The following is a 26,800-nucleotide window of genomic DNA, read 5'->3' on the forward strand; positions in this document are numbered from 1 at the left end:
TACGCCTTAACCCTCTTGTTTTTACTCTTACTCCATGCAGGAAAAACACACACTATCTGAAATCCTCATCAGCCTCAAGCAAAAATTTATCTATGCTTACTATTTCCACACCGAGGGTTGTTTCATTTGTATCATAAGTTATCAAGATACATCCATCATCCTCTTTTTCAAACTCTCCAAAAGCGTTTAACTCTCTCTTTTTTGTTTTTTCATCACTTATATCATATGCTACTTGATACAATCTCTTTTGCGTATAAAAATCGACCTCTTGATTACCTTTCCTGTATGTAACTTTTTCATCTTTTTTGTAGAGTTCGTTAAACACCAGATTTTCCAAGGCTGTCCCTAGATTTTTAGTTCTGTTTACTCCTAAATTTAAAAACCCGTTATCGCTCAAATAGAGTTTTTTAGCAGATTTTATTTGCGAGGTCAGTTTATCGTGGTATGCAGAAATTGTATGGATTAAAAAATTATCTTCAAAATAGCCGATGTACTCTTTTATCATTTTTGGATCAACACCAAGTTTTTTAGCCAATGAACTGTAGTTTAGCGTAGTTGCAGCATTTGAAACAAGATAATAAAAGAGGTCTCTTATGATTTGAGAGCTTTTTATGTTGTATCTTGGAACTATATCTTTGAGTATGATATCTTCTGCCACACTTTTGAGATACTCTTTTTTTAGCATCTCATCGTTATTTGACATCACTGAGTAGTATCCGCCCCATTTAAGGTACTCATCCATAGCTCTGCTTATCTCGATTTTATTTACTGTTCTTTGAATTTTCGTGGAAAAATCTATCTTTTTGAAATGTAAAAATTCCCTAAAATGAAAACTATGTATCTCAAGTCTCAGCACTCTGCCCGTTAAAACGGCTGCATAGTTTGAAGTTAAAAGCGATGCATTTGAGCCAGTTATGATAAATTTGATATTGAAGTTCTCATATTTTGATTTTACAAAGATTTCCCAATTTTGAAAAATTTGCACCTCGTCTATAAAAAAATATATTTTGCTTTGCATGTCTGGATTTGCAAGTTTTAGATACGCATCAAAAATCACTCCAAGATACGAAGCATCATCTTTGTATGGTATAAATTCCGGTTTTTCCAAATTGATAAAAAATATATTTTTTGCTTCAACGCTCTTTAACAGCTCGCGAATAAGCAATTTTGCCAAAGTACTCTTCCCTACGCGTCTAGCCCCCACAAGAGCCAAAATCTCTTTTGCACCAAGATATTTCAGAGCTTTATCTAAAATTTCTCTTGAGACAAAATCACCGTATATGCTCTGATTTACCCAATGTGCATTATCTTCTAAAAGAATTGAATCCATATTTATTTCCTAAATAAAGAGTGTATTCCTAATAATACACTATTTTTAAGATTTTTAGCTTTTTTTTAATACGAACAAATGTTCATGCATGATAAGCAAAAAATTTGCTTCCTTGCTTTTCTTTACCCAAAACCCCGTAGCCTTGCAGTTATGTTGCTGTTTGATAATGTCCTCTTTAAGCTCAAACCCAACTTTTAAAAACCTCTGCATAACCATAAATGCCAAAGGCTGATACATCTTATTTCTTCTTGTATCGCCTATCAAAATGGCACAATATTTATCTTTTTTCAAAACCCTATAAAGCTCATACGCTACTTTTTCCATCTCGTCGCAAAATTTTTCCAAGTCATGTATATTTGAGAGATCTTGCTCAATCTGTTTTTCACTATATTTTATAATATCCGCATAAGGCGGATGGTTTAAAACAAAGTCGATACTTTCGTCTTTAAGAAGCGATAAATCTCTTGCGTCATTAAGCTCAACCCTTATTTTTGGATTGTATTCACACTCAAATTCAAGTGCTTTTTTAGTCAATTCTATTGCATGTGGATTTATATCCAGTGCCAAAAGATGGCGATTTAAAAGTTTACACTCTACCGCAGTAGTTCCGCCACCAATCATCGGGTCTAAAATGCAGTCTCTCTCGCTTGAGTATCTCAAAAGAAGATTTCGCACAACTTCAGGAGCCCAATTTCCTCTATATTTTGAGTTATGCGTAGCCCAATTCCCACGACGAGCAAAACTCCAAACAGTTGTACACTCTTGCTCAAAATTTTCTGGTTGGAGTTTTTTAATTTTTTGCATTATTAAATCCTAAAACTTCAATTTTTACCATATAAAGCGATTCATAATAGGTTTTTTTCATGGCTTTATCCTCAAATAATATTAGATATATAATATCAAATTGAGTAGTAAAAATTAAAATATATTGCAATTTGTCATGCTTTTATATAATTATTAATGAATATTTACATGTTAATCTTCTATATTAAATATTTCCCTAATAATGCTTTCAAAATAAAATTCTTTTAGCATATGAAAATTTATTATAAATTTAATTGTTTTAAAACCCTTGGTTAATTGATTTTTGTCTGCATTCCCCCAGCATCTAATGCCATCTGTGAGATATATAAACTCTATATTATTCTGCTTTAATTCATATTGTCGATTAGAATATGAATCTATTATTTCTTCAGGTTTTGAGCCAGAATCAAAATAAAAATTTGCCTCAATATTTATGATTTTTCCATTTTTTATTAGCATAAAATCTGCTTTTCTATTTGCAATATTATTATCAACTTGAATATTGTATTTTTCTTCTAAATATTTAAACTGCTTTTGTGTCAATAATTCTATAGAATATTTTTCACATATTTTTTTTATTATCGGTTCACAGGCTAATTCAAAAGATTTCCCACCTCTATTTTTTCTGCTGTTTGAATCTAATCCTACTAAAACACCAACAACATAATCTAAAACATTTTTTTCGAGCAAGTTTTGAAATAAGTATTTCAATCCTATTTTTGTAAATAAATTGTAATACTTTTCCATGTCCTCATTGGATAGTTTTTCAATATTAAAATCATACTCCAAAGCATCCTTACTTAAATCAACATCTTCAAGTATGTTTAAAATTTCTTTTCCTTTCCAAATATGCTCTCTTTCTTTTTTAGATAAGGCAAATAACAATGGAAATAATTGTATTACGGTTGGTAGTTTTGATACTAATGTTTTAAATTTTACTTTAAATTCACTATCATCAACATGTATCAGTGTATTTAACGCATTAAATTCAATTTCAAACTTTTTAGGTAGTTTTGCATTCTTCCAGTCAACATAGAAATTAAATCCCCTATTTGTAGATACTAAACTTTTTATAAAAATTTCTTTCTTTTCATCTATGCTTAAAGTAAAATAATTTTTATCATTCATAATTGCTCCTTACTAAAATTTCACTAATCTTACCACGCCCACTACTCTTACTATTTATAAATCTATTCGCTCGAATCTCTCCAACGCAAAACTCGCAATATAATTTTTTTATAAAATCAGAATTAGAATTACTGTGTATCACTTTACAGCTCTTTTTATCTAGCTCTTTGAAAACCTTAAAAAGTTCAATCTGCTCTTTTTCCAAAAAGGAAAATTCACTATACGATGTAAAGCTAGATGTTATGGTAAGTGGATAGTAGGGAGGGTCAAAATAGACGAAATCATCTTGTGAAGTATGGAGTATAACATCTTTGTATGAGGTATTTAAAATGATTGCATTTTGCAAGGCTTCACTAGCGTTATAAATTACAAGCTCATCACAAATATTTGGATTTTTATAGCTTCCCATCGGTACATTGTGATAGCCTTTGCTATTTACTCTGTAGAGTCCATTGAAACATGTTTTGTTTAGATAGATAAATCTTGTAGCTCTAAAAATATCACTCTTTTTTGAAAAGTTTTCTTCTCTGTCTAAAGCTCTGGTTTCATAATAAAACTCTTTTGAGTGTTTTTCTTGAAATTTTTTTAGGCTTTTTATAAGTTCAGTTGGACTGTTTTTGACAACATGATAAGCGTTAATAAGTTCCGCATTTATGTCAAATAAATAAACTTTTTTACCCTTTAAAAGCCCAAGTGAAGAGAGCTCAAAAAACAAAGCTCCACCACCGACAAATGGCTCAAAATAGTTATTAAACTCTTTTGGTATAAGCGGGATGATTTGAGAAAGCAGACCTCTTTTACCGCCAACCCATTTTACAAACGGTTGATACTTTGTAAGGTTGTGTTGGTTTATCGGTGCGGTCATCTTAACTCCTCTAATTACAAAAAGTTTAGCAGGTTATTTCAAAAACATATCAAAAATATGACAATTTGCCATATTTTTACCCATTAACCCTCTTGTTTCTCTCAACTTCCTGTGCTTTATAAAGCTCCGCACACCCTTTTGCCAGCTCTCGGATTTTTAAGATATAGTTTTGTCTCTCAGTTTGGCTGATGGCTTTTCTGGCGTCAAGTACATTGAAAGTTCCTGCTGCCATCATGCATAAGTCGTATGCGGGAAGAGGAAGTCCAGCTTCTAGCGTTCTCAAGCACTCTTCGCTTTTTGCGTTAAACTCAGCAAAGAGCATCGCCGTGTCCGCCACTTCAAAGTTATACTTGCTAAACTCTATCTCTGCCTCTTTGTGAACATCGCGGTAAAGCGTTTTTCCATGCTCATTTTCACCCCAAACGATGTCAAAAACAGTGTCCACTCCTTGTAGATACATCGCAAGTCGCTCTGTTCCGTATGTTATCTCGACTGCTACGGGATTGCACTCTATGCCGCCTACTTGTTGGAAGTAGGTAAACTGCGTTACTTCCATGCCGTTGAGCCAAACTTCCCAGCCAAGTCCCCATGCGCCAAGTGTGGGCGACTCCCAGTTGTCTTCCACAAAGCGAATATCGTGGTTTTTGACATCAAGCCCGAGATACTCCAACGACTTTAAGTAAAGCTCTTGAATGTTATCTGGAGATGGTTTGATAAGTGCTTGAAACTGATAGTAGCTTCCAAGGCGGTTTGGATTTTCGCCGTATCTTCCGTCTGTCGGGCGGCGACTCGGTGCTACATATGCGACCGACCATGGAGTAGAATCTAGTGAGCGTAAAAATGTAGCGGGGTGAAATGTCCCTGCACCGGCAGGAATATCGTAAGGCTGGACGATATTGCACCCTTGATTCATCCAAAATTCTTGTAGTTTTAGGAGCATGGAGCTAAAAGTTATCATAAAAACCTCTTGTAAAAAATTGCGCCATTATAACAAAGCGTTGCTTTATCCAAAACTAAGATACAAACCCTATAATACAGAAAAAATCAAGGAACAAAAATGGCACACATAGAGCTACCCGAATTTGAACAGATGAGTCCCGCTATCCAAGAAAAAGCGCTTCCTATACTGGAAAAAACAGGAAAACTAGGCGATATTTTCAAGCTTTTAGCGGTAGATGAGAAAGTTTACTTTGCAACTGACATGATGGTACAAAACTATCTACTCAACCAAACGACCCTCTCTTACGACATCAAAGAGGCTATCGCACTTCTTGTTTCGGTAGAAAACGGATGCAAAATGTGCGTGGATGTCCACAAAAGCATAGCAAAAATGCTTGGACTCTCAGAGGAGAAGATAGAGAAGATTTTACAAGGCGTTGAGGCAGTTGAAACCGACGAAAAAGGCAAAGCACTCTTACGCTTTTGTTTGAGAGCGGCACAAAAAGATAACTATAAAATCCTAAAAGAAGATATAGATGCTCTCAAAGAGTTAGGATATAGCGATGTGCAGGTTTTAGAAGCAGTGGCTATCACGGGCTACTTCAACTACATCAACACACTCTCAAATGTTTTTGGGCTTGGGCAGTAACATGAAGCGCTTTTTTCTACTCTTCATAGCACTCGCTGCTTCTGCTTTGGCACAAGAGTACAAGGCGGTTTTTAACTGCAATGCTAAAGATATCTCCTACATCGCAAGCCGTATGGTACTTGTGGAGAGAACGTTGGATATGATCGAGCAAAAGGGCGATAGTGCGAAATTTGCCATCACCATTCATGGTAGTTGCGCGCCGATTGTCTCGAAAAACTATGATGAGACCTATCTGGATGAAAACAGCCTCAAAGCAGCCGAACTCTCACACAAACAGCTTCAAAAACTAGCAAAAAGAGGGGTGGAGATTACCGTTTGTGCTATGAGTCTCAACGCCAATACCATTCCAAAAGAAGATGTACTCCCATCCATAAAGATATCGCCAAATAGCTTTTTGGAGACTATCTCCTACCAAAACAACGGCTATGCACTGATGGTGTTTGAGTAACTAAACCATTTTACAGATGATGTCGCCAACCTCTTTTTGCAAGGAGGCGGCGACAACTCCGCATTTTACTTTGAGCAAGAAACAGATGTCGCTTCTATGCGATGGGCTCATACACTCGTAGTTGCCCATTCCTTTGCTTATCACCAAATCTGCACTCTCAAAAAGCTCTTTTGCATACTCATTTGCACGGTTATAGGCAAATCCTGGGGTATTGACACCGCTGTTGACTACTTCACAAATTTTGTCAAACCCAGCTTCAAGCGCCTCTTTCATAGTAACGTCGTTTATGATTGGATTGCCTCTGACCATATAAAAGTAGTTTGTATTTGGATAAAGTTCTCTTAGCGTCTCTAAAAAAAGATAGTCAAAGATATGCTCTCCGACATTATCCCCTATAAGCAAAACACGCTTTGCACTGCTGAGTTTTTCTCGCAAGAGCGCAAAATCATCATGTGCAAAATCGGTATGAAATATCTTCTGCAACTCTTCATCCAAGTCAAACTCCACCTCAGCGGCTAGGTCTATCACGTTGCCTGCTACTGCTATTTTGGTAGCTATAAGAAGTTTATCTTGAGAGGAAGAAATATGCTCGTTTAAAAACGGAACAAAAGAGAGAGCTTTTTTAGTGGAGAGAGCTTTTACTTCATCATAAAGGTCGGCTTTCTGGGCGATGCGAGCCATCTCTTCATAAACATAAGAGGCGATTTCAGGGGGAGTCTCTTCATAAGAGAAGGATTCGCTCATTTTCGTAACGGTGGATTTGAGCTCCTCTGTAAGTGGAGCAGAAGCGTGGATGGCGTTTGCCACCCTTACACTTTGGTTGATTATGCAGCTAACACAAGCGTCGTCAATCGTCATACTGTAAAATATCTGCTATCTGTCGGTATGTTCGTCAATAGCTTTGTTCCACATAAGTTTATATTTTCTGCGCATAAACTCAACCTCTTGCTGTGAGAGTTTGAGCTGTTCTTGAAGCGTGTGGATGGTTTTTCTGTCTTCATCATAAAGCTCTTGCAAAGAGGCAAGTGCTTCACGCAAAAACTCGTTTTCAACACGCACCGCTTTGAGCGTTTCATCCTTTGCATCAAGCACTTTTTCATGAAGGTTGATGATAGTGCCTATGGTTTTTTCGACAAATTGCGGCTGTACCAACATCTCTTTTGAGCTATGAGCGGAGAGCTCTCTAAGCTGTACCGGAACAACCTCTTTTGTACCTTTTGAGGGGTCAATATAGCGGATACCGTTCTCCACTTTCAATGTTAGTTTGCCTCTGTCTGCCAAATCATCAATAGCAGAGATATCCAGCCCCGTCAACTCCATATACTCTTCATCACGCATCCACTTCATGCCAACCCTTTTATGCAACAATTAGATAATCGTCTCTATCTCCAACGAGTCCATCTCAACTTTTTTCGCTTTTGCGATGCGGTCTTCTTTGAGTTTCACTGCCAGTTCTTCATTTTCAAGTGCGAGTATCTGCATAGCCAAATATGCCGAGTTTATCGCCCCTGCTCTTCCTATAGCAACTGTAGCAACAGGCATTCCAGCAGGCATCTGCACGGTAGATAAAAGAGCGTCGATGCCGCTTAAAGCCGAAGCACTCATAGGAACACCGATAATAGGCTTTACCGTTTTAGAAGACAAAACACCCGCCAAATGAGCAGCCATACCAGCCGCCGCTATAAAAACCTGCGCGCCTTTTTTCTCAGCCTTTTCTATATACTCTTTTGTTCTCTCAGGTGAGCGGTGAGCAGATGAGATAACCATCTCATACTTAACACCAAACGCTTCTAGCGTATCTGAACAAGATTTCATAATCTCATAATCACTTCTGCTGCCTATAACTATTGATACAAATTTCATCTTTTCTCTTTCCTTTTTTTTGATAAATGATTATAACATAGGTTATTAACTGAGCTTATGCTTTTGGATAAGTCCCCATATCCGGATGAGAAGGAATCCTCAAAAATGTATATGGTGGGAGCTTCGTCGGGAGCTTTATAGGGTTTGTGTTGCCGCTATGTACCTCATCCCACACCTTTTTGTTTTGCGCTACCAACTGTTTAAGTTTGAGGTACATTTTGCCATCTCTCTCGTACGTTGTGCCTATCTCATTGTCCACCGTCTCTATAACCGAGCCAAGCGGTGCGACGATTTCAAGCTCATCATTTGGAAGCGTTTTGTACTTGCACAAAAAGTACTCCCCATCCTCTTCTACCTGTCCGCTTACCTGATGCGTTCCAAGCTGCATCGTAAAGTCAAGGCTTTGGGTGTCATGCTTCTCAAAAGGTCTTGAGATAAGGTACGCATCCGTATAACCACGATTTTGCAAAGAGTTTAGTTCGTATTGGTACTTTTCTATATCATTTACGCCGTTGTAGTAGTCATCTATCGCCATGCGGTACGCTTTTGCCGTCACTGCGGCATAGTAAGCTGTTTTTGTACGCCCCTCTACTTTTATAGAGTCCACCGCACCCGTGTCCAAAATCTCTTTGATATGTGAAGCGAGATTGAGGTCTTTTGAGTTCATGATGTACGTTCCAACACCCTCATCCTCTTCAAGCCTAAAGAGTGTTCCTGTTTCAGGGTTTGCCGCATACATCTCATAAGGAAAACGGCAGTCATTTGCGCAACTGCCACGATTTGGCACACGCCCGCTTTGAAGTGTAGAGATAAGGCATCGCCCGCTGTAGGCAAAACACATCGACCCATGAACAAAAACTTCAAGCTCCAACTCAGGCAACTCTTTTTTTATCTCCACCAAATCACGAAGCGAAATTTCCCTAGCCGTGATAATACGTGTAGCCCCCATATCAGCATAGACTTTTGCATCCAAAACATTCATAACATTTGCCTGCGTGGAGAGGTGCAGAGGCATTTGAGGTGCGAGTTCATGACAGAGTTTTAAAACCCCTGGAGTAGCAACGATAAAAGCATCAGGAGCAAGTTCTGCCATCTTTAATATATGTTTTTTAAGAAGATTTAACTGTGAGTTAAAAGGAAATCCATTGATAGTAGCATATACTTTTTTGCCTCTGGCATGCGCATACGCAATCCCCTCTTCAAACTCCTCAAAACTAAACTCTTTTCCCGAACGAATGCGCAAAGAGAAGTGGCTCACTCCGCCATACACCGCATCCGCACCAAAATCTATAGCTATCTTTAACTTCTCAAGCGTCCCCGCCGGAGATAACAATTCAACCTTTTGCATTGCTTCCAAACTGTGCCAAAAGTGCTTCTATATCCTCATTGGATGCAAGCTCATTGTGCGTATCACCCACGATATGTTGTGCAGAAGAGACTCTTTTTTTATCTTCGATGCGACCCTCAAAGAGAGAGTTCATATAGTTGGAGAGTGCACGCATAACATTGATAACACGTTCTATCTTTTGTCTATGGATATCTTGATACTGCATGATATCCATAACACTCATGATGGATTCGCCGCTTGATTGAAGTGTTTCAAGAATCTGGTTTGCCTCATCTAAAGCAGTGCTGTTTTTCTCTAGCTGCACTCCAAAAGCTGCAACATCAGGAAATTTTTTACTTAGCGTTGTAAAAAGAGCGATGTTGCTCTCAAGTGCTTCTATAACACTACCAAGAGAGCCCTCGCCCTCCATCAATTGGTTTGAAACGCCATCAATGATATCAAAAATCTCGCTTGCTTTCTCTTCACTCTCACGTGTGACATCATCAAGCTGATGAACCATTTTGTTCTCATCTGTTGCAGGCATCGGCCAGTGGTGCGCTGTCTCTTTGCTATAACCTGCAGGTGCATCAGGAACTTTTTTAGTAACCTCTTCTTCCTCTTCAAACACTTCACTCTCTTCTTCTAGAGCTTCTTCTAAAGGGGTCTCTTCCTCTTCTTCTAGAGTTTCCATATCATCAAATCCGCCACTCATTAAAGCATCGAGTTCTTCCTGAGTCATAATCCATTCTCCATATCTCTAAAATAATTTCTTTTTTGTCACTATAATATCATAAAAATATATAAAAATTGGAATAACTGCGATGATAGCTGACCTGCACAACCACACAAAACTTTGCAACCATGCAGAGGGTGAAATCTCTGAGTACATCGAACAAGCCATCAGATGCGGCATACACTATTTTGGTTTTTCAGAACATGCGCCTATGGATTTTGATGAACAGTACCGCATCGGTTTTCACCAGATGCAAGCATACGAACAGAGCATCCTTGAAGCGAAAAAAAAGTACGCAAAAGAGATAGAGATTTTCTTAGGGTACGAAGTGGACTATCTTAAAGGGCATATGGACGAGAGAGTTTTAAATGCCAATGTGGACTATCTTATCGGCTCTGTGCACTTTATAGAGGAGTGGGGATTTGACAACCCAGAGTTCATAGGTAATTATCAAAACCAAGACATAGATGCAATTTGGCAAAAATATTTTGACGCCATAGAAGAGATGGCAAAGAGCAGACTTTTTGATATCGTCGCTCATTTAGACCTCATCAAGATTTTCAAGTACATGCCAAAAAAAGAGATAAACGCCATCGCCAAAAATGCACTTCTTGCCATCAAAGAATCCGATATGAGTGTTGAAATCAATGTGGCAGGCATTAGAAAACCAATCGGCGAAGCCTACCCATCTGTCTCACTGCTTCAAGAGATTAAAAAGTTAGATATTCCCATCACTTTCGCTTCTGATGCGCATAAACCCGAACAAGTCGGTCTTTACTCCAAAGAGACAACCGAAATGGCAAAACAGTTAGGTTTTACCCAATGCGCTATTTATAGAGACAGAAAAAGAGAATTTATAAATTTCTAGCTACTTTACCAAACAAAGCAACTTTAAAGAGTTAGGTTTGTATAATGCACGAAATTAAAACGAGAAGGAAATTACAATGGGAAAATATATAGAGTTAACTAGCGCAGATTTTGAAGCTACACTAAACGAAGGTGTCTCTTTGGTTGATTTTTGGGCACCATGGTGTGGACCTTGCCGTATGATAGCTCCGGTTATCGAAGAGTTAGCAAATGACTACGATGGCAAAGCAAAAATCTGTAAAGTAAACACAGACGAAGAGCAAGAAATCGCAGTAAAATTTGGTATCCGCTCTATCCCTACTATCATGTTCTTTAAAGATGGCAAGATGGTAGATCAAGTTGTTGGAGCACAGTCAAAAGCTGCTCTTGCACAAAAAATCGACGCACTTTTAGCGTAATTACAAAGAGTGGCACGGTGAGTCCAAGAGGCAAAAGTCTCTTTTCCCTCTCCACTCTTCTAGCCTCTTTCTTTGGCGCAGCTATGATTGCTGCTGCATTTGCCTACTTCAACTACAAATTTTCAGAGTATAAGTTCATAGACTTTAAAGAGTTTGTTTTTTATGAGCAAAAAGATATTTTTGCACCAAGTGAAGATACGTATATCGTCGTTTTTTTCTCTTCTAAAGAGAGAGACGTTCCAAAACTCCTCGCACAGACAAAACTTAATCACAAAATCATAGCCATCGACTACTACAATGAAGCATTCGAAAATACGCAAAATACTATCTTTTTAAGGTCTGGAACGAAGACCTCTCTTAGCTTTATTCAGCGCTTTAATATCTACGAATCCCCATCTATTTTTCTTATCAAAAAAACAAAAGAGCAGATTTATAAACAAGATAGTATGATACGAAAACTCGATAATTTGAATGAATTATCAACCATAATAAAAGATATTTAAAAGGAATATATATGATTTTAGATTGCGCAATTATCGGTGGTGGACCCGCTGGACTAACAGCTGGGCTTTATGCAACACGTGGCGGACTAAGCAACGTTGTTATGTTTGAAAAAGGTATGCCAGGTGGGCAGATAACGCAAAGTTCTGAGATAGAAAATTACCCTGGTGTAACAGGCGAGATTAGTGGTATGGATTTGATGATACCGTGGCCCGCACAGTGCCAAAAATTTGGACTAAAGCATGACATGATTACCGTAACACGTGTCAGCAAAGAGGGTGATATCTTCAAAATCCATAAAGAAGATGGCACGATAAGTGAAGCGTATAGCGTTATCGTTTGTACTGGTTCATCTCCTAGACGTGCAGGTTTTGCAGGCGAGGATGAGCTTTTTGGAAGAGGTGTAAGTACGTGTGCTACTTGTGACGGGTTTTTCTACAGAGGAAAAGAGGTTGCAGTTGTTGGCGGCGGCGATACCGCACTTGAAGAGGCACTCTACCTTGCAAAACTCTGCTCAAAAGTCTATCTTATCCACAGACGCGACACATTTCGCTCAGCTCCAAATACAGTTGAGAGAGTAAAAAAAACTCAAAACATCGAACTTGTGCTTAATGCAAAACCAAAAGAGGTTTATGGCGACAATATGGGTGTTGCAGGCATCTTGGTTGAGACGAGTGGTGGTGAGATTCGTGATATTAAAGTCCCAGGGGTCTTTACGTTTGTTGGCAACGATGTCAATAACCAGACACTTATACAAGAGGATGGAAGCTTTTTGTGTGAGATGAGTAAAAATGGAGAGGTTGTTGTTGACATCAGTATGAAAACATCGACAAAAGGTCTTTTTGCAGCGGGAGATATGCGCATCGCTGCTCCAAAACAGGTTGTTTGTGCAGCGGGTGATGGTGCAGTTGCTGCACTTCAAGCGATTGCTTATGTTGACGAGTTATTAAATCATTAAAGGGATAAAAATGGTAAGAGTTGGTGTTTTTGGGGCAAATGGCAGGGTTGGAAAGCTTCTTTTGGATGATCTTAAAGCTACACAAGAGATAAGCCTTAGTTCAGTTTATGTGAGAAATAGTCTTGACTTTTCTATCGACCCCTCTGTTTTGGTTACCACAGACATAAAATCATTTCTTCATGGGTGTGATATCGTCATCGATTTCTCACTTCCTGAAGCAACTGAGGTCATGCTTGAAGCAGTTCTTGAGATTCCAAAACCTCTCGTCATTGGAACAACGGGTTTAAATGCGCATCAGCTCAATCTTTTAAAACAGGCAAGTGAAAATATGCCGATTCTCTACGCTACAAACATGTCTTTGGGTGTAGCACTTCTTAACAAACTTGTCCATCAAGCAGCAGCAGCGCTTAAAGATTTTGATATCGAGATAGTGGAGATGCATCATCGCCATAAAAAAGATGCTCCAAGCGGCACAGCACTCACTCTTGGCGAATCAGCTGCCACTGGGCGAGGGTTGGCTCTTGAAAAAGTACGCATAAGCGGGCGCGATGGAAACATTGGCGAGAGAAGCAAAGATGAGATTGCCGTTATGGCACTTCGTGGCGGAGACATCGTCGGGCGTCATACGGTAGGTTTTTATAATGATGGCGAATTTATAGAGCTTAACCATACTGCAACTTCAAGAAATACCTTTAGCAAGGGCGCTATCAGAGCGGCTTCATGGCTTGTTGACAAAGAGGCTGGTTTATACTCAATCGGTGATTGTTTAGGGATTTAAAGGTTTTTGTCAAAGTCAAATTTTAATTTGGTTTGAGTATAATTCCATTAATTATTCTCAAGGAGAAAAAAGTGCGAGAAGATGTAAATGAAAAGTGTGCGGTTGTAGGAATCTATGGTAATAAAGAGGCTTCTAAACTAGCTTATTTTTCACTGCATGCGCTTCAGCATCGTGGTCAAGAAGCAGCGGGAATCAGCTCTTCAAATGGAACAAAACTTCAAACTATCAAAAAGCGCGGTCTGGTTATGCGTGTTTTTGATGAGAAAAAACTCGAAACACTAAGAGGCTCAAGCGCTATTGGGCATACTCGCTACTCTACTGCAGGGGATGACTCTATCCTTGATGCACAGCCTGTTTTTGCAAGATACGACTTAGGTGAGATGGCAATTGTCCATAACGGAAACCTCACAAATGCAGAAGAGATTAGAAACAAACTTATCGATAAAGGTGCGATTTTTCAAACTTTTATGGATACAGAAAACCTTATCCATCTTATAGCAAAAAGCGAACAGAGAAAACTTCTTGACAGAATCATCGATGCTGTAGGCAAGATTGAGGGTGCATTCTCACTTGTCTTTTTGAGCAGAACAAAGATGTTTGCTATGCGTGACCGTCACGGTTTTCGCCCTCTAAGCCTCGGTAAACTTCCAAGCGGCGGCTATATCGTTGCAAGCGAGACGTGTGCATTTGACCTTGTTGGAGCGGAGTTTATACGAGACGTCAAGCCTGGAGAGCTTCTTGTTTTTGATGAAGGCAAAGAACCTGAGAGTATCCAAGTTTTTGAACCAACTCCAAAGCACTGTATTTTTGAGTATGTCTATTTTGCACGTCCAGACTCAAGAGTTTTTGGACAGAGCGTTTACCAGACAAGAAAACAGATGGGAAAGGAACTTGCACATATCAAGCCAGTTGAAGCGGACATTGTTATCCCTGTGCCAGACGGTGGTGTTCCTGCGGCAATCGGTTATGCGCAAGAGAGCGGTATCCCTTACGAGATGGGGATTATGCGCAACCACTACATCGGACGTACTTTTATCGAACCAACCCAAGAGATGCGAGACCTGAAAGTAAAGATGAAACTCTCTCCGATGATAGATGTTATCAAAGGTAAAAGAGTTATCGTTGTGGATGACTCTATCGTTCGTGGTACAACATCTAAGAGAATCGTTAGAATGCTCAAAGAGGCGGGGGCAAAAGAGGTTCACATGAGAGTCTCTTCTCCTCCAACAACAGACCCATGTTTTTACGGTGTTGACACACCAAACAAAGAAAAACTTATCGCCGCAAATATGAGCCAAGACGATATCTGCAAGTTTATCGAGGCAGACTCACTCGCGTATCTGGATGAAGCATCACTTCTTAGAAGCGTAAACACGACAGAGGACAACTACTGTACTGCTTGTTTTACAGGAAAATACATAGTTTAATGAGACAAATCTTTACTTTTGGTAGCTACCTTAGAGATAAGTTTGGCTGCAAAGTTTACAAAGTTGGCATCAATATCTCTGGTTTTACCTGCCCAAACATAGACGGCACGGTAGCAAAGGGCGGATGCACATTTTGTGAAAACGACTCTTTTAGCGCAAGTACAAATCAAGTCCAAGAGCTCAAAGGATTTTATCTCAACCTTAACTCCACATCCAACCCAAACCTAGACAAACAGCTTTTGCAACTCGAGATGCAGTTTCAAGCCATCAGCAAAAGACAGCGCGAGGAGTATGGAGCACAAAAGTTTATCGTCTATTTTCAGTCTTTTACAAACACCTATGCCCCATTTGAAACACTCAAAGCACTCTATGAAAAAGCTCTCTCATTTCCTGATGTGGTTGGGCTTAGCATCGGAACACGCTCTGATAGCATAACAGAGCAGACGTTGGAGTATCTAGCAGAGCTTGCCAAAACAAAAGAGATATGGATAGAGTTTGGTATCCAGTCGGTCTATGATGAAACGTTATTAAAAATAAATCGTGGTCATAACAGCGCAAATGTCAAAGAGTGGATTTTAAAAGCAAAGCAAAGTGGTTTAAATGTCTGTGGGCATCTTATCTTTGGTCTTCCAGATGAGACGCAAGAGATGATGCTCCATACCGCAAAAGAGGCTTATACGTGGGGGATTGACTCTGTGAAATACCACCCTCTTTATGTGGTAAAAAAGACTGCTTTGGCAAATGATTTTATACGAGGTGAATTTACCCCAATCAGCGAAGAGCTCTATCTTGACACGCTTGCAAAGGCGATAACTATGAAGCCAGAGCGTGTAAGTGTGCAAAGAGTAACTGCTGGCATCAACGATAACTCTCTTCTAGCACCCGAGTGGTGTCGTGATAAAAACAGCCAGATAAAAAAGATAAATGCGGTACTAAAACCCTTAGAGCTTAAGTATTAGTGTGCATACACTTTTGCGAAGTGTGCAACGCTCTTAAAGTAAGGAGGGTAGTCAAAATAGACCCTAAATTCTTGTGAGTGTCCTGGTTTGAGGTTTTTTGCCACGACAAACTTATGAGTAACTTGCTGAGGTTTGTTCTCTTTTTTGGAACTGCCATCAGACGTTAGCCCGAGAAAACTCATAAAACCTGTTGGGTTATAAAACGTACCTGCTTTAACATCACCAGAAGCAAGTCCTTGGTTGACAAGTTTTATCTCAAAAGTAACCTCTCCTATCTCAAAATCTCCCTCATTTTTAACAATGCCACTAAAGCTAATCTGTTCTGTGCTTAGGTTTCTCTTGTTTTCAAGTTTATAAAGCTTGACCTCTTTTGTGTATTTGTCAACAACTGCTATGGAGAGCCCCGACATTAGAAGCGTTACCAAAGTAACGGAAAATATCATGGCAGCCACTGTGCCTTTTTTCTCTTGTTGCAGTGCAAGATAAATGCCTCCTACAAAAACAAGAAGTCCGATACTAAAAGCTAAGTAGTGCCAAAAGTTAAAAAGTGTACTCATCTGCAATCTGCTCCAAGGGTCACGTTATAGTCGCCACTATAGGTAAATGGGTCGATAATTATCTTTATCTCTCGCTCTGCGCCTATAGGGATATCTTCTTCCACTATCGACATATTGGCAATAGGCTTTAATCTTCTGACATAGTCTTTCAAAGCATTGCCACTTACTCGGTACGCTGTTGCGCTTACTTTGCAGCTTTTAAAGTCTCTGTCTGAGAGATTTTTGAGTGTTCCATAGACAACTGCTGCTTGTGTAAAGGAGAGTTTTTTCTGACTTAAAAGTGTAATCTCATTTTTAAAGAGGTAGTCATGCATGGCTGTATATCCAAAAGTTGCACCGCCTAAGAGCAGCATAAAAGCAAAAAAGATAAGCGAGAGGGCAAGGGAAAGTTTACGGCGAAAAACAATCCCTAAAATAACAAAAAGAAGAAAAAGAGCCAACAAACTTCCAAAAAGAATATAATCATAAAGGATAAGATTTTGGATAAATTCACTTACTCTCTGCATAGCTACTTAAGCATCTCTTGCGTTTTTCTCAGCGATTCCGCTCATGCCAAATCTACGCGCAAGCTCTTGCTTGACTCTATCCGGAGAGATATTTTTTGAAGCAAGTGCTACAAGAACGTGGTAAGTCAAGTCTGCTGCTTCATAGATAATCTCATGTGCATCGTTATCTTTGCATGCAAAGCTAAATTCGCCTGCCTCTTCTACAACTTTTTTTAAAATTGCATTGTCGCCTTTGCTGAGAAGTTTTGCTGTCCATGAGGTGGATGGGTCGGCGTTTTTACGTTCTTGGATAGTGTGGTAAAGAGTGTCGATAACGCCATAGAGCGCTTCACTGCTCACCTCTACTTCACTCTCTATCGCTCCGCTCTCAAGCTCTGTAAAAAAGCAAGACGGTCGCCCTGTATGACACGCTACGCCGTGTTGTGTAACTTTTATAAGAAGCGTATCGTTATCGCAATCTATGTTAAAAGAGTGGATGTCTTGGATATGTCCGCTGCTCTCACCTTTTTTCCAGATGCGCTGTTTAGAGCGTGAGAAGTAGTGCGCTACTCTGGTTTGAAGCGAAAGCGAGAGTGCTTCTTTGTCCATGTATGCCATCATCAAAACTTCATTGGTATGCACATCTTGGACGATAACCGGCAAAAGTTCTATCTTTTGCCAGTCTATTTTGTTGATAATCTCTTGCATCTCTCTACTTACTCTGCAGCCGTTGATGTTCTTTGTTTAGCGTCTTTCATATCCACCCAGATATTTGGTGTTGAACCACCCGGTGTTAGGAAAATCTTCGCATCTTTGTTTTCTCTGAGTGCTTCGTTAAACTTGCCTTGAATTTGAATCTGCTCTAACTTTAAGAGGTCGGGAGTTAAAGATTTTGAAATAAGGTAGTTTGCTTTTGCTTTTGCTTCTGCTTCGATGGTCACCGCATCTGCTAAACCTTGCGCCTCAATCCTTGCTTTTTCAGCGATACCTCTTGACTCTGCTGCACGTCTAAGTGCTTCTTGTTCAGCACGCTGTACCTCTTGCTCGGCACGTTGTACTTGCTGTTTTGCAATCTGGACGTTTTCTATCTGCTCTTTTACTTTTGGAGGAAGAACTATCTCTCTAAGCTGGATAGATTGTAAATCAGCCGGCGCATTTTCTAATCCTACTACGCTTTTTCTGATGCCAGTTTCTATGTCAGCGGCGATGTTATCTCTCATCTGTGGGAGAACCTCTGCATCATACTTACCAACAACATTACGCACGATATCTCTTACGACGGGGTTGATAATCTTATCTTCCCAGCTAAAGCCCCAGTTAGAGATAGTTTGCGCCGCATACTGCGCATTTAGTCTGTACTGAACAGTAAGTTCAATGGCAACTGGAAGTCCGCGCTTATCTAAAACCGTAATGGCAGGTTTTGCGTTGATGCCAGAAGATGCACTTCCTCCACCCGCCTCTATGCTTGAAGCGTAGTTGATGATACGTACCTTTGTATCAACGATATAAACTTTTTGAATCACAGGCAAAATAAAATGAAGTCCTGGAAGAAGTGACTGGTCAGAGTACTTTCCGTTTGTGCTAAGGATACCGCGTTCACCCTCTTCGATGATGGTAAATGGCTTTGCCAAAACAAGCACTAACACGATAGCGATGAGAAAGTAGGTAAGCCCTGCTTTGCCGCCACCAAAATTAAAATCTATCTTTGGCATTTGTGGCATGTTAGCACCGCCGCCATTACCGCTACCGCCATTACCATCTGTACCGCCAGATTTTTTCTCGAAACCTTCACCTTGGCTCTTCTTTTTGTTAAAATAGTCATTCATATCTGAAGCCATTGTTATGTTTTCCTTCATTTTTTATATTTCCTTCATTTTTTACTAATGTTTTGCACTTAGTTAATATACGTCAAATAGTGCTCATACTTTTTATCTCTACCAAAAACGACATCGAAATATTTGCTTTGGAGTTTCTCTGTCATCTCGCCACGTGCGCCACATCCGATATCTCTACCATCTACATGACGCACTGGAGTTATCTCAGCTGCCGTTCCCGTCAAAAACGCCTCATCTGCGGTATAAACATCCTCTCTTGAGATACGGCGACGTTCTACTTTGATACCCATGTCGGTTGCAAGTTCGATTACTGTTTTTTGTGTGATAGACTCAAGCGAGTTGTCATTTGGAGGCGTGATAAGCAGACCGTTTTTTACCATAAAAAAGCTCGCACCGCTTGCTTCTGCCACATACCCTTGATCATCCAAAAGAAGTGCTTCTTCATAACCACAATCGATAGCTTCATACTTTGCCATTTGAGAGTTTAAGTAGTTTGCAGTTGCTTTTGCTTTGCCCATGTTAGAAGTGTTTGCAGGTCTTGTCATAGAGACGATTTTGAGTTTAATCCCTTTTTTCATCCCCTCTTCGCCAAGATAAGCACCCCACTCCCATGCAGACATAACCGTCTCAACAGGTGCGTTTTTGTGATAAACCCCCATAACACCGTAACCCAAAAATGCAAAAGGACGGATGTAAACATTGTCACCCGTAAACTCATTGCGTCTAAGAAGTTCTAACTGCGCTTCGTTCATCTCTTCAACACTATAAGGGATGTTGATAAGGGTCATTTTTGCAGACTCTTTAAGTCTTTTTGTGTGGTCGTTCAGACGAAAAATAGCATACCCTTTTTCGGTTTTGTACGCTTTTGTTCCCTCGATAACGCCGTTTCCATAATGGATAGTGTGTGAGAGAACATGCACCTTTGCATCATCCCATGCCACAAACTTTCCATTCATCCAAATATACTTCGCTGCATCCATCTGTTTCTCCGATAATTATTACAAAAAATTGAAGTATTTTATCCAAAATGACGTTTATATTGCATTAATCTGTGAAAGAGTGGCAACAGAAGAGAAAGGTCTGTTGCCGTTTTTAGGAGAAAAAGGAGAATTTTGAGAATTTGAATATCGTGTTTGTTATCTAGGCTTTAAAAAGCCTAGAAGCAGTTGTTACCATTTTACTTCTGTAGTGAACATGTAAACGTCTTTAGATTCGCCAGAGTCATACTTTGTTGTTGCACCACTCTCCTCTTCTATAAACTTTGCAGAACCGATAAATGATACATACTTGTTATATTTGTATGCTAAAGCAGCAATCATTTTTGTGCCTTCAGCGCTTGAACTCATTGCAGTACCATTTACCGCTGTATCATCCCATTTATAGTCATCGTATCTACCGATGATTGTCCAATCTTTCATTGGACGTATTTCAGCATTTACAGAGAAAAGATCATATTCACGTTTATCCCAGCCAGTAACAGCTGTTGTATTTCCACCGCGAGCTTCATCTTCAGCAGTTACATACTGAGCAGCGATTAAGAAAAGTGGTTGATTATATACTGCATGGATACCGTAGAATGCTCTATCATATTCAACTTTTAGAGCAGAGTTGCTTGATTGATCAAATTCACCTTTATCATCTTTATGGTTTGCTGACAATAGACCAAAAGTAGAGATATGTGCATAACTATCTTTTGTACGATCTTGCTTACCTACTTTTTTACCGCTTCCGATTAGGTGACCAGTTAAACGCCACTCAACTGAAAGTTTCTCATCATTTTCTTGATTTGCTCCACCTTTATCAGCATGGTAACCCTCACCGTTAAATATACCTATTTCAGAAGAGAACACATCTGTTTTAGTCTTGAAGTTAACACCAAGGTCTGCAGAGTTTACAAGGTCAACACCTGACTCTGTCGCTGTACCTTTTTCTTCAAGAGCAACTTTGTTAAATGAGCGATAGAACCATCCATTATGCTCCTCATAGTCAATCCATGGGCGATGAGCGATACCAAACTCAACTCCAGTGTAAGGAAGAATACCATCTAAATAAAGATAAGCATATTTTACGAATACTTCTGAGTAGCCTTTTGTCTTACCGTCAGTACCTGGGTCAGAAGCAAGTTCTTTTGTTGCGTCAAATGTTACACGCCAGTAGTCTTTATCGTTAAAGAAACCTTTTACCTGAACATAGTTTCTTCTCATCTCAAAACCACCTGAGTTTCCAGCGTAATTTGACTGGTCTCCGCTTGGTACATCCAATCTAGTAGTAGGGCGCGTATTTGTATAACCAAAATAGTGAGTACCACTAAACTCTAAACTTTTTGCTTTAGAAAGAACTGAACTCTCTTTGTTTTCGATAGCAATACGATCTGGCGCAGAAGTAGTAAATACTTGCCCTTTTTCATCTACATAAAACTGCTGTGCAGCACTTAAAGCCGTTGCGCTCACTGCTAAAGCAGCGATTGTCGATAAAACGATTTTTTTCATTTTTCATTCCCTTGTTTTTTTGTATGAGAAGTATAAAATGATTAGATTACGAAAGGATTACAAAAAGTGTCTCAAAAATGAGATTTCAGAACGAAAAAATCCCCTGCAAACATTCGTAAGCAAGGGCTTTAGAGGAGAATTTCTTAGGAGAGAAATTTTGAGAAAAATGATGTCTGTTTGGGTGATTATTTGAGGTTGGCTGCCCAGTACTCTCTAATCATATTTTTAGTCTCTTCAGGAAGAGGAATGTATCCTAACTTCTTAGCAGCTTCGTCACCTTTTTTGAATGCATAGTCATAAAAAGCAACTACTTTTTTGTTCATCTCGCCACCTTCTCTTGGAAGCAAAATAAATGTTGCCGCTACGATTGGGTATGATGTATCACCAGCTTGTAGTGCCAAAACAGAGTGAAAGTGCTTCTCTTTTGTCCACGTTGCATACTTTGCAGCAGCTTTGAAGTTCTCTTCAGTTGCAGCAACCCATTTACCACTTGCAGTCTGAAGTACAGCCGCACTTAGGTTGTTTTTCTCTTTGTATGCGTTTTCGATATAACCGATAGAGTTTGGAGTCTCTTTGATAAGACTTGCTACACCCTCGTTACCTTTACCGCCGATACCTGTTGCCCAGTCGATTGCTTTACCGATACCGAACTTCTCTTTCCAGTTTTTAGAAGCATGTGTTAGGTAGTATGTAAAGTTAAATGTTGTTCCAGAACCATCTGAACGGTGTACTACAACGATTTTTTGGTTTGGAAGTTTTAAACCTTGGTTGTCTGCTACGATAGCAGGGTCATTCCAAGTAGTGATTTTTCCAGCGAAGATATCTGCAACAACTTCATTTTTAAGCTTCAAAGTAGCATCAGCAATCCCGTCCACGTTAAACGCGATAACGATAGAACCGATAACTGCAGGGAATTGGAACAAGTTGTCTTTTGCAAGTTGAAGTGGCTCTAGTGCCTCATCTGTTGCACCAAAGTTTACTGTTCTTTTAGCGATTTGTTTGATACCGCCGCCTGAACCTATAGACTGATAGTTAACAGCATTTTGAGTCTCATTTTTATAAGTGAAAGCCCAATCATAATATACAGGCGCAGGAAACGATGCACCTGCTCCACTTATCTTATCAGCCGCAAACGATGATGTAATCGACGCAGCAGCAACCAATGTAGCGAGAGCTAATTTCTTTAACATTTGTTTTCCTTTTTGAATGTTTGCGAAATTGTAGTTGCTCCTTATTACGAAATGATTACAGCGCTACTCCCCTTTTGAAGTAAACTTAAAGTAACTCTCCATCGCGATAGCCTCATCTCTGCCGAAGATTACGACCTCTTTATCGACTTCTATCTCACTTGCATCTATCTTGTCTGGGTACTCAACAAAGTTCAAGATATGCTTGATGGTGTTAATCCTTGCCTTTTTCTTGCTATCGCTTTTGATAACCGTCCACGGTGCCACATCCGTATGCGTTGCACTAAGCATCATATACTTTGCCAATGCGTACTCATCCCAAAGTTCTTGCGCTTTGAGGTCAACCGGAGAGAGTTTGTACTGCTTAAGCGGGTCTTGTTCTCGCTTGGCAAATCGTCTTGCTTGCTCCTCTTTGGTAACTGAGAAGTAAAACTTAAAGATTTTGATATCATCTTCTACTAACATTTTTTCAAAGAGCGGTGCGTCTTTTAAAAATTTACTCTGTTGTCTTTGCGTACAAAAACCCATAACAGGCTCTACCATCGCTCTGTTGTACCAGCTTCGATCAAAAAGGACTATCTCTCCGGCACTTGGCAAATGCATAGCGTAACGCTGAAAATACCACTGTGTCATCTCTTGGTCGCTTGGTCTTGGAAGTGCCACAACTCTAGCACCCCTTGGGTTGAGATGCTCTGTGATTCGCTTTATGGTTCCGCCCTTTCCCGCCGCATCACGCCCCTCAAAAATCATCAGAACCTTCAACCCCTTTTCTTTTACATAGTTTTGAAACTTTAAAAGCTCAATTTGAAGTTTTTCAAGCTCCCCTTCATAAAGAAGCGTCTCTTCTTTTACCCAAATACGCACTTTGCCATCTTTTGCATTTTCTCTTCTGTCTCTGTCCGTTTTTCTTCTGTCAGATTTTGATTCTCGTTGCTCTTTTTGCTCTTTCATAAAAACTCCTTTATAGCGCAATTATAGCCTCTTGTAATCTTTTTGTAATCATAAAAACTTAAAATTGCATACTTTTTATACATAGGAGCATCATTGAAAAATATCATCGATACAATCTTTGCAAATGCCACAAGAGCCATAGCCTTTGGTGTTTTGCTGCTTTTGGCATGGATATTTACCGTACTCTTTGAGCATTCGTTAGAGTCGCTCAAAGCGTTTGGGTTTGACTTTATCCTCGAGGACAAATGGGCTCCGAACTTAGAAAAATTTGGTGCACTTCCTGCCATCTACGGTTCTGTTGTCTCTACGTTTTTGGCAATGGTTTTGGCTGTTCCTGTTGCTATCGGTATCGCTATCTTCTTAAGCGAAATAGCGCATGCGAAGCTTAAAACTCCAGTAGGTGTCTCCATAGAGCTTCTAGCCGCTATTCCATCGGTCATCTACGGTATGTGGGGACTTTTTTACTTTGTGCCTATCATCCGTGATACATTTGGCGGCGTGGGCATAAGTATGCTCACAGCAGGTATCGTCCTCTCCATCATGATACTTCCGTTTATGGCGGCGGTTACTCGTGATGCGATGAACACAACGCCAGACATCCTCAAAGAGTCCGCTTATGCGCTTGGCGGAACAAAATGGGATGTTATAAAAGACATCATTATCCCTTACGCAAAGTCTGGAATCATCGGCTCTTTTATCTTGGCCCTTGGACGTGCTATCGGCGAGACGATGGCAGTTACCTTTGTTATGGGAAATGTCCACAAAATCTCTATGGACCTCACCGAACCCGCAACATCTATCCCAGTAGCACTTGCAAATGAGTTTGCAGAGGCGGACAGTGACCTTTACTACTCATCACTTTTTGAGTTGGCACTTTTACTTCTTGTCGTAAGTTTCGTAATCATCTCCATCGCAAAATTTTACTTTTTGCGTAGAAAAAGGGTAGGACAATGACACATACACAAAAAAGAATTTTTATGAGTCAAATCGTTATGATTCTCTCAACTGCTTCTGCGGTTGTGGGGATTGGATTTTTGTTTTGGATTTTGGGTGTTTTGGTTATCAACGGGGTTGATGCACTCACACTTACTATCTTTACCACAGAGGGAACACCTCCCGGAAGTGGCAACGGAGGTCTTAAACACGCACTTATCGGACAGTTGATGCTAGTTTTTTATGCCTCTTTGTTTGGTGTTCCGCTTGGCGTTTTGGCAGGAACTTACCTTAGCGAGTACAGCCAAAAATCAAAAATAGGCGAGATTATTCGTGATATCTCCGACATTATGATGAGCGCACCGAGTATCGTTATCGGTGCGTTTGTTTATGCGGTTGTTGTTGCACCTATGGGGCATTTTAGCGGATGGGCAGGCTCTATCGCGCTTACCATCATCATGCTCCCTATCGTTTTGCGTACAACCGATGACATGCTCCAACTTGTTCCGTCCACACTGCGAGAGGCTGCATTTGCCCTTGGAGCACCAAAATACAAAGTTATTACACAAGTCGTTTACCGCGGAGCAAAAGCGGGAATCCTCACAGGAATTCTTCTTGCTGTAGCACGTGTAGGAGGAGAGACCGCACCGCTGCTCTTTACCTCGTTTAACGATAACTTCTTAAACACAGACATGATGCAACCAGTCGCTTCGCTTACGGTAACTATGTATAACTATGCAACAAGCCCGTATGAGGATTGGCAGAAGCTTGGATGGGCGGCGGCGTTTATCTTAAGTATGTTTATCTTAACGCTCAACATTCTTGGAAGATTGATTTTATTAAAGAAAAAGGTTAAATAATGGCAACTATCGTAGAAATAGAAGAAGCAAAAGCACTTGAAGTAAAGGATTTTGAGTTTACCTATGCAGGAGCAGATGCACCGAGTGTGAAAAAACTCAATATGCCCATAGCAAAAAACAGTATTACCGCACTTATTGGACCATCAGGATGCGGAAAAACAACACTGCTTAGAAGCTTTAACCGCATGCACGACCTCTACCCTGGCAACAAATATGAGGGCGAGATTCTCTTTAAAGAGAGAAATATTTTGCTTCCAAAAGAGGATTTGATACAGTTACGAATCCAAATCGGGATGATTTTTCAAAAGCCAACTGCTTTTCCAATGAGCATTTTTGATAATGTTGCGTATGGGCTAAGACTTCAAGGGTTCAAAAACAAAACAGAGCTCAAAGACAGAGTAGAAAAAGCGCTTCAAGATGCGGCGATTTGGAATGAGGTCAAAGAGAGACTCTCTCACGATGCAAATGGACTCTCAGGCGGACAGCAGCAAAGACTTTGCATCGCTAGAGCGGTTGCCGTAGAGCCAGAGGTACTTCTTTTTGATGAGCCAACTTCCGCACTTGACCCTATCTCAACAGGCGGCATCGAAGAGCTTATCGTACAACTTCGAGAGAGAGTCTCCATCATCATCGTTACGCACAACATGCAACAAGCCGCACGTGTGAGCGACTACACAGGCTTTATGTACTTAGGCGAACTTATAGAACTCGGACGCACAGAAGAGCTTTTTGTTACACCAAGAGAAAAGCTAACAGAAGAGTACATCACTGGAAAATTCGGTTGATAATAGTGCAAAAAATTTATAAAATAAATTAAAGGAAAAGAGTATGGGATCAAAATATCATGAAAAAGTAAGTAACATTAAGGCGAAACTCTCGCTAATACTAGCAGACATTGTAACAGCAAACGAACTCGCACTTGATGCATTTAAAACATTAGACTTTGCAAAATTCAAAGAAGCAGAGACTATTTTAAGCAAAATAGGACTAAAAGCCGATGAAGTAGATAACGAAATTATCAAAGCATTTGCTCTTTTTGGACCAGAGGCGAATGAGCTTCGTTTTCTTGTTGCGTTTTTAAAGATGACAAACGAACTTGTAGGCATTGGCGACAATATCAAAAAATATGCACGCCGTATGAACGAGCATATGCAGAGCCAATGCGACCTTGAAGAGTTTAAATCAAGCATCGTTTTGCTCCACAAAAGCAGTCTCAATGCACTCAAATTTATCCTTGAGTGCTTTGGCGACTTGCATGCATGCAGCTATGAAGATAGTTACAGAAAAGTTCTTGTGGAAGAGAGCATCAATGATGATTTGTTTGCTGTTTTGGAAAAAGAGCTTCTTAGCAAAGTCATAGAAGAAAAAGAGCTCTCAGTCGATTATGTAAAAGTGCTTGGAACGCTCAGAAAACTAGAGCGTTCATGCGACAGAAGCGTCAATATCGCCAATCTTATGATGTACGCAGAACAAGGCGGAGAGATTAAGCTTTTTAAGTAATTGATTAAATTTTAATCAATTACCCCTGC

The 26,800-nt window shown here is 39.9% G+C and carries 31 protein-coding genes; 13 read left to right on the plus strand and 18 right to left on the minus strand.

Annotated elements, in window-relative coordinates; translation table 11 throughout:
* Positions 1–52 precede the first annotated feature (52 nt).
* The 5 genes from AC6H4V_RS10605 to glyQ form a co-directional block, all read right to left on the minus strand.
* Positions 53–1,330 (minus strand): ATP-binding protein, encoded by a 1,278-nt coding sequence (locus AC6H4V_RS10605; RefSeq protein WP_497606813.1) that lies wholly within the window; start codon positions 1,328–1,330, stop codon positions 53–55.
* Between the two features lie 54 nt (positions 1,331–1,384).
* Positions 1,385–2,134, minus strand: a complete 750-nt coding sequence (locus AC6H4V_RS10610) for a TRM11 family SAM-dependent methyltransferase (RefSeq protein WP_497606814.1) — start codon at positions 2,132–2,134, stop codon at positions 1,385–1,387.
* Positions 2,135–2,305: 171 nt separating this feature from the next.
* Entirely contained in the window at positions 2,306–3,262 is a 957-nt protein-coding gene (locus tag AC6H4V_RS10615) for a DpnII family type II restriction endonuclease (RefSeq protein ID WP_497606815.1), read from the minus strand.
* Entirely contained in the window at positions 3,255–4,127 is an 873-nt protein-coding gene (locus AC6H4V_RS10620; RefSeq protein ID WP_497606816.1) for a DNA adenine methylase, read from the minus strand. The genes AC6H4V_RS10615 and AC6H4V_RS10620 overlap by 8 nt, the downstream gene beginning before the upstream one ends.
* 76 nt (positions 4,128–4,203) lie before the next feature.
* Entirely contained in the window at positions 4,204–5,085 is an 882-nt protein-coding gene (gene glyQ, locus AC6H4V_RS10625) for a glycine--tRNA ligase subunit alpha (RefSeq protein WP_497606817.1), read from the minus strand.
* Positions 5,086–5,184: 99 nt separating this feature from the next.
* Between glyQ and AC6H4V_RS10630 the strand changes: the two genes are divergently transcribed.
* Together AC6H4V_RS10630 and AC6H4V_RS10635 are read left to right on the plus strand one after the other, a co-directional pair.
* Entirely contained in the window at positions 5,185–5,715 is a 531-nt protein-coding gene (locus AC6H4V_RS10630; RefSeq protein WP_497606818.1) for a carboxymuconolactone decarboxylase family protein, read from the plus strand.
* Position 5,716: 1 nt separating this feature from the next.
* Positions 5,717–6,163 carry a DsrE family protein gene (locus AC6H4V_RS10635; RefSeq protein ID WP_497606819.1) on the plus strand — a complete coding sequence of 149 codons (447 nt, stop codon included), beginning with the start codon at positions 5,717–5,719 and terminating at the stop codon, positions 6,161–6,163.
* Here the strand turns inward: AC6H4V_RS10635 and AC6H4V_RS10640 are convergent, their stop codons facing one another.
* Genes AC6H4V_RS10640 through AC6H4V_RS10660 form a run of 5 tightly spaced genes read right to left on the minus strand, consistent with a single transcriptional unit; the run spans position 6,164 to position 10,092 of the window.
* The gene (locus AC6H4V_RS10640; protein WP_497606820.1) at positions 6,164–7,021 is read right to left on the minus strand and encodes a damage-control phosphatase ARMT1 family protein; all 858 of its coding nucleotides are present in this window, start codon (positions 7,019–7,021) and stop codon (positions 6,164–6,166) included. It lies immediately after the preceding gene.
* Positions 7,022–7,036: 15 nt separating this feature from the next.
* Positions 7,037–7,510 (minus strand): DUF3972 domain-containing protein, encoded by a 474-nt coding sequence (locus tag AC6H4V_RS10645; RefSeq protein WP_497606821.1) that lies wholly within the window; start codon positions 7,508–7,510, stop codon positions 7,037–7,039.
* Between the two features lie 21 nt (positions 7,511–7,531).
* Positions 7,532–8,026: a 5-(carboxyamino)imidazole ribonucleotide mutase gene (gene purE / locus AC6H4V_RS10650; protein WP_497606822.1), complete on the minus strand. Its 495-nt coding sequence runs from the start codon at positions 8,024–8,026 to the stop codon at positions 7,532–7,534.
* Between the two features lie 55 nt (positions 8,027–8,081).
* Complete coding sequence (locus AC6H4V_RS10655) at positions 8,082–9,374, minus strand: peptidase U32 family protein (RefSeq protein WP_497606823.1); 1,293 nt, start codon at positions 9,372–9,374, stop codon at positions 8,082–8,084.
* Entirely contained in the window at positions 9,361–10,092 is a 732-nt protein-coding gene (locus AC6H4V_RS10660) for a chemotaxis protein (protein ID WP_497606824.1), read from the minus strand. The genes AC6H4V_RS10655 and AC6H4V_RS10660 overlap by 14 nt, the downstream gene beginning before the upstream one ends.
* An 82-nt stretch (positions 10,093–10,174) precedes the next feature.
* Between AC6H4V_RS10660 and AC6H4V_RS10665 the strand changes: the two genes are divergently transcribed.
* From AC6H4V_RS10665 to mnmL, 7 genes are all read left to right on the plus strand, one after another.
* Positions 10,175–10,954 (plus strand): histidinol-phosphatase, encoded by a 780-nt coding sequence (locus tag AC6H4V_RS10665; protein WP_497606825.1) that lies wholly within the window; start codon positions 10,175–10,177, stop codon positions 10,952–10,954.
* A 76-nt stretch (positions 10,955–11,030) separates the two neighbouring features.
* Positions 11,031–11,351 (plus strand): thioredoxin, encoded by a 321-nt coding sequence (gene trxA / locus AC6H4V_RS10670; protein ID WP_428730351.1) that lies wholly within the window; start codon positions 11,031–11,033, stop codon positions 11,349–11,351.
* A gap of 17 nt (positions 11,352–11,368) precedes the next feature.
* Entirely contained in the window at positions 11,369–11,854 is a 486-nt protein-coding gene (locus AC6H4V_RS10675) for a hypothetical protein (RefSeq protein ID WP_497606826.1), read from the plus strand.
* A gap of 14 nt (positions 11,855–11,868) precedes the next feature.
* Complete coding sequence (locus AC6H4V_RS10680) at positions 11,869–12,810, plus strand: NAD(P)/FAD-dependent oxidoreductase (protein WP_497607932.1); 942 nt, start codon at positions 11,869–11,871, stop codon at positions 12,808–12,810.
* A gap of 10 nt (positions 12,811–12,820) precedes the next feature.
* Positions 12,821–13,588: a 4-hydroxy-tetrahydrodipicolinate reductase gene (gene dapB / locus AC6H4V_RS10685; RefSeq protein ID WP_497606827.1), complete on the plus strand. Its 768-nt coding sequence runs from the start codon at positions 12,821–12,823 to the stop codon at positions 13,586–13,588.
* Between the two features lie 71 nt (positions 13,589–13,659).
* Positions 13,660–15,015 carry an amidophosphoribosyltransferase gene (gene purF, locus AC6H4V_RS10690; RefSeq protein ID WP_428730354.1) on the plus strand — a complete coding sequence of 452 codons (1,356 nt, stop codon included), beginning with the start codon at positions 13,660–13,662 and terminating at the stop codon, positions 15,013–15,015.
* Positions 15,015–15,974 (plus strand): tRNA modification radical SAM protein MnmL/YtqA, encoded by a 960-nt coding sequence (gene mnmL / locus AC6H4V_RS10695; protein WP_497606828.1) that lies wholly within the window; start codon positions 15,015–15,017, stop codon positions 15,972–15,974. Before purF ends, mnmL begins: the two co-directional genes overlap by 1 nt.
* Here mnmL and AC6H4V_RS10700 read toward each other — a convergent pair.
* The 8 genes from AC6H4V_RS10700 to ppk2 all read right to left on the minus strand — a co-directional run bounded on the left by AC6H4V_RS10700 (position 15,971) and on the right by ppk2 (position 23,478).
* Positions 15,971–16,531: a DUF2393 family protein gene (locus AC6H4V_RS10700; protein ID WP_497606829.1), complete on the minus strand. Its 561-nt coding sequence runs from the start codon at positions 16,529–16,531 to the stop codon at positions 15,971–15,973. The two genes, mnmL and AC6H4V_RS10700, sit on opposite strands and share 4 nt — an antisense overlap.
* Complete coding sequence (locus AC6H4V_RS10705; protein ID WP_497606830.1) at positions 16,528–17,037, minus strand: DUF2393 domain-containing protein; 510 nt, start codon at positions 17,035–17,037, stop codon at positions 16,528–16,530. The genes AC6H4V_RS10700 and AC6H4V_RS10705 overlap by 4 nt, the downstream gene beginning before the upstream one ends.
* A gap of 6 nt (positions 17,038–17,043) precedes the next feature.
* Positions 17,044–17,724 carry a bifunctional phosphoribosyl-AMP cyclohydrolase/phosphoribosyl-ATP diphosphatase HisIE gene (gene hisIE / locus AC6H4V_RS10710; RefSeq protein ID WP_497606831.1) on the minus strand — a complete coding sequence of 227 codons (681 nt, stop codon included), beginning with the start codon at positions 17,722–17,724 and terminating at the stop codon, positions 17,044–17,046.
* 8 nt (positions 17,725–17,732) lie between these two features.
* Complete coding sequence (locus AC6H4V_RS10715) at positions 17,733–18,854, minus strand: prohibitin family protein (RefSeq protein ID WP_497607933.1); 1,122 nt, start codon at positions 18,852–18,854, stop codon at positions 17,733–17,735.
* 56 nt (positions 18,855–18,910) lie between these two features.
* Positions 18,911–19,831 carry a branched-chain amino acid transaminase gene (locus tag AC6H4V_RS10720; RefSeq protein WP_497606832.1) on the minus strand — a complete coding sequence of 307 codons (921 nt, stop codon included), beginning with the start codon at positions 19,829–19,831 and terminating at the stop codon, positions 18,911–18,913.
* Positions 19,832–20,020: 189 nt separating this feature from the next.
* Entirely contained in the window at positions 20,021–21,340 is a 1,320-nt protein-coding gene (locus AC6H4V_RS10725; protein ID WP_497606833.1) for a hypothetical protein, read from the minus strand.
* Between the two features lie 185 nt (positions 21,341–21,525).
* Complete coding sequence (pstS, locus tag AC6H4V_RS10730; RefSeq protein WP_497606834.1) at positions 21,526–22,530, minus strand: phosphate ABC transporter substrate-binding protein PstS; 1,005 nt, start codon at positions 22,528–22,530, stop codon at positions 21,526–21,528.
* Positions 22,531–22,593: 63 nt separating this feature from the next.
* A complete protein-coding gene (ppk2, locus tag AC6H4V_RS10735; RefSeq protein ID WP_497606835.1) occupies positions 22,594–23,478 on the minus strand; it encodes a polyphosphate kinase 2 in 885 nt (294 codons plus the stop codon).
* Between the two features lie 102 nt (positions 23,479–23,580).
* On the opposite strand from ppk2, the gene pstC reads away from it, so the two are divergent.
* The 4 genes from pstC to AC6H4V_RS10755 are packed head-to-tail and all read left to right on the plus strand — an operon-like array spanning position 23,581 to position 26,771.
* Entirely contained in the window at positions 23,581–24,432 is an 852-nt protein-coding gene (gene pstC, locus AC6H4V_RS10740) for a phosphate ABC transporter permease subunit PstC (protein WP_428730000.1), read from the plus strand.
* A complete protein-coding gene (pstA, locus tag AC6H4V_RS10745) occupies positions 24,429–25,271 on the plus strand; it encodes a phosphate ABC transporter permease PstA (RefSeq protein ID WP_497606836.1) in 843 nt (280 codons plus the stop codon). The genes pstC and pstA overlap by 4 nt, the downstream gene beginning before the upstream one ends.
* On the plus strand, positions 25,271–26,056 hold the full coding sequence (pstB, locus tag AC6H4V_RS10750; RefSeq protein ID WP_428729956.1) for a phosphate ABC transporter ATP-binding protein PstB: 786 nt from the start codon (positions 25,271–25,273) through the stop codon (positions 26,054–26,056). The genes pstA and pstB overlap by 1 nt, the downstream gene beginning before the upstream one ends.
* Positions 26,057–26,099: 43 nt before the next feature.
* Complete coding sequence (locus tag AC6H4V_RS10755; RefSeq protein WP_497606837.1) at positions 26,100–26,771, plus strand: phosphate signaling complex PhoU family protein; 672 nt, start codon at positions 26,100–26,102, stop codon at positions 26,769–26,771.
* The last annotated feature ends 29 nt before the right edge of the window (positions 26,772–26,800 follow it).

This window comes from Sulfurimonas lacustris (genome assembly GCF_059705355.1).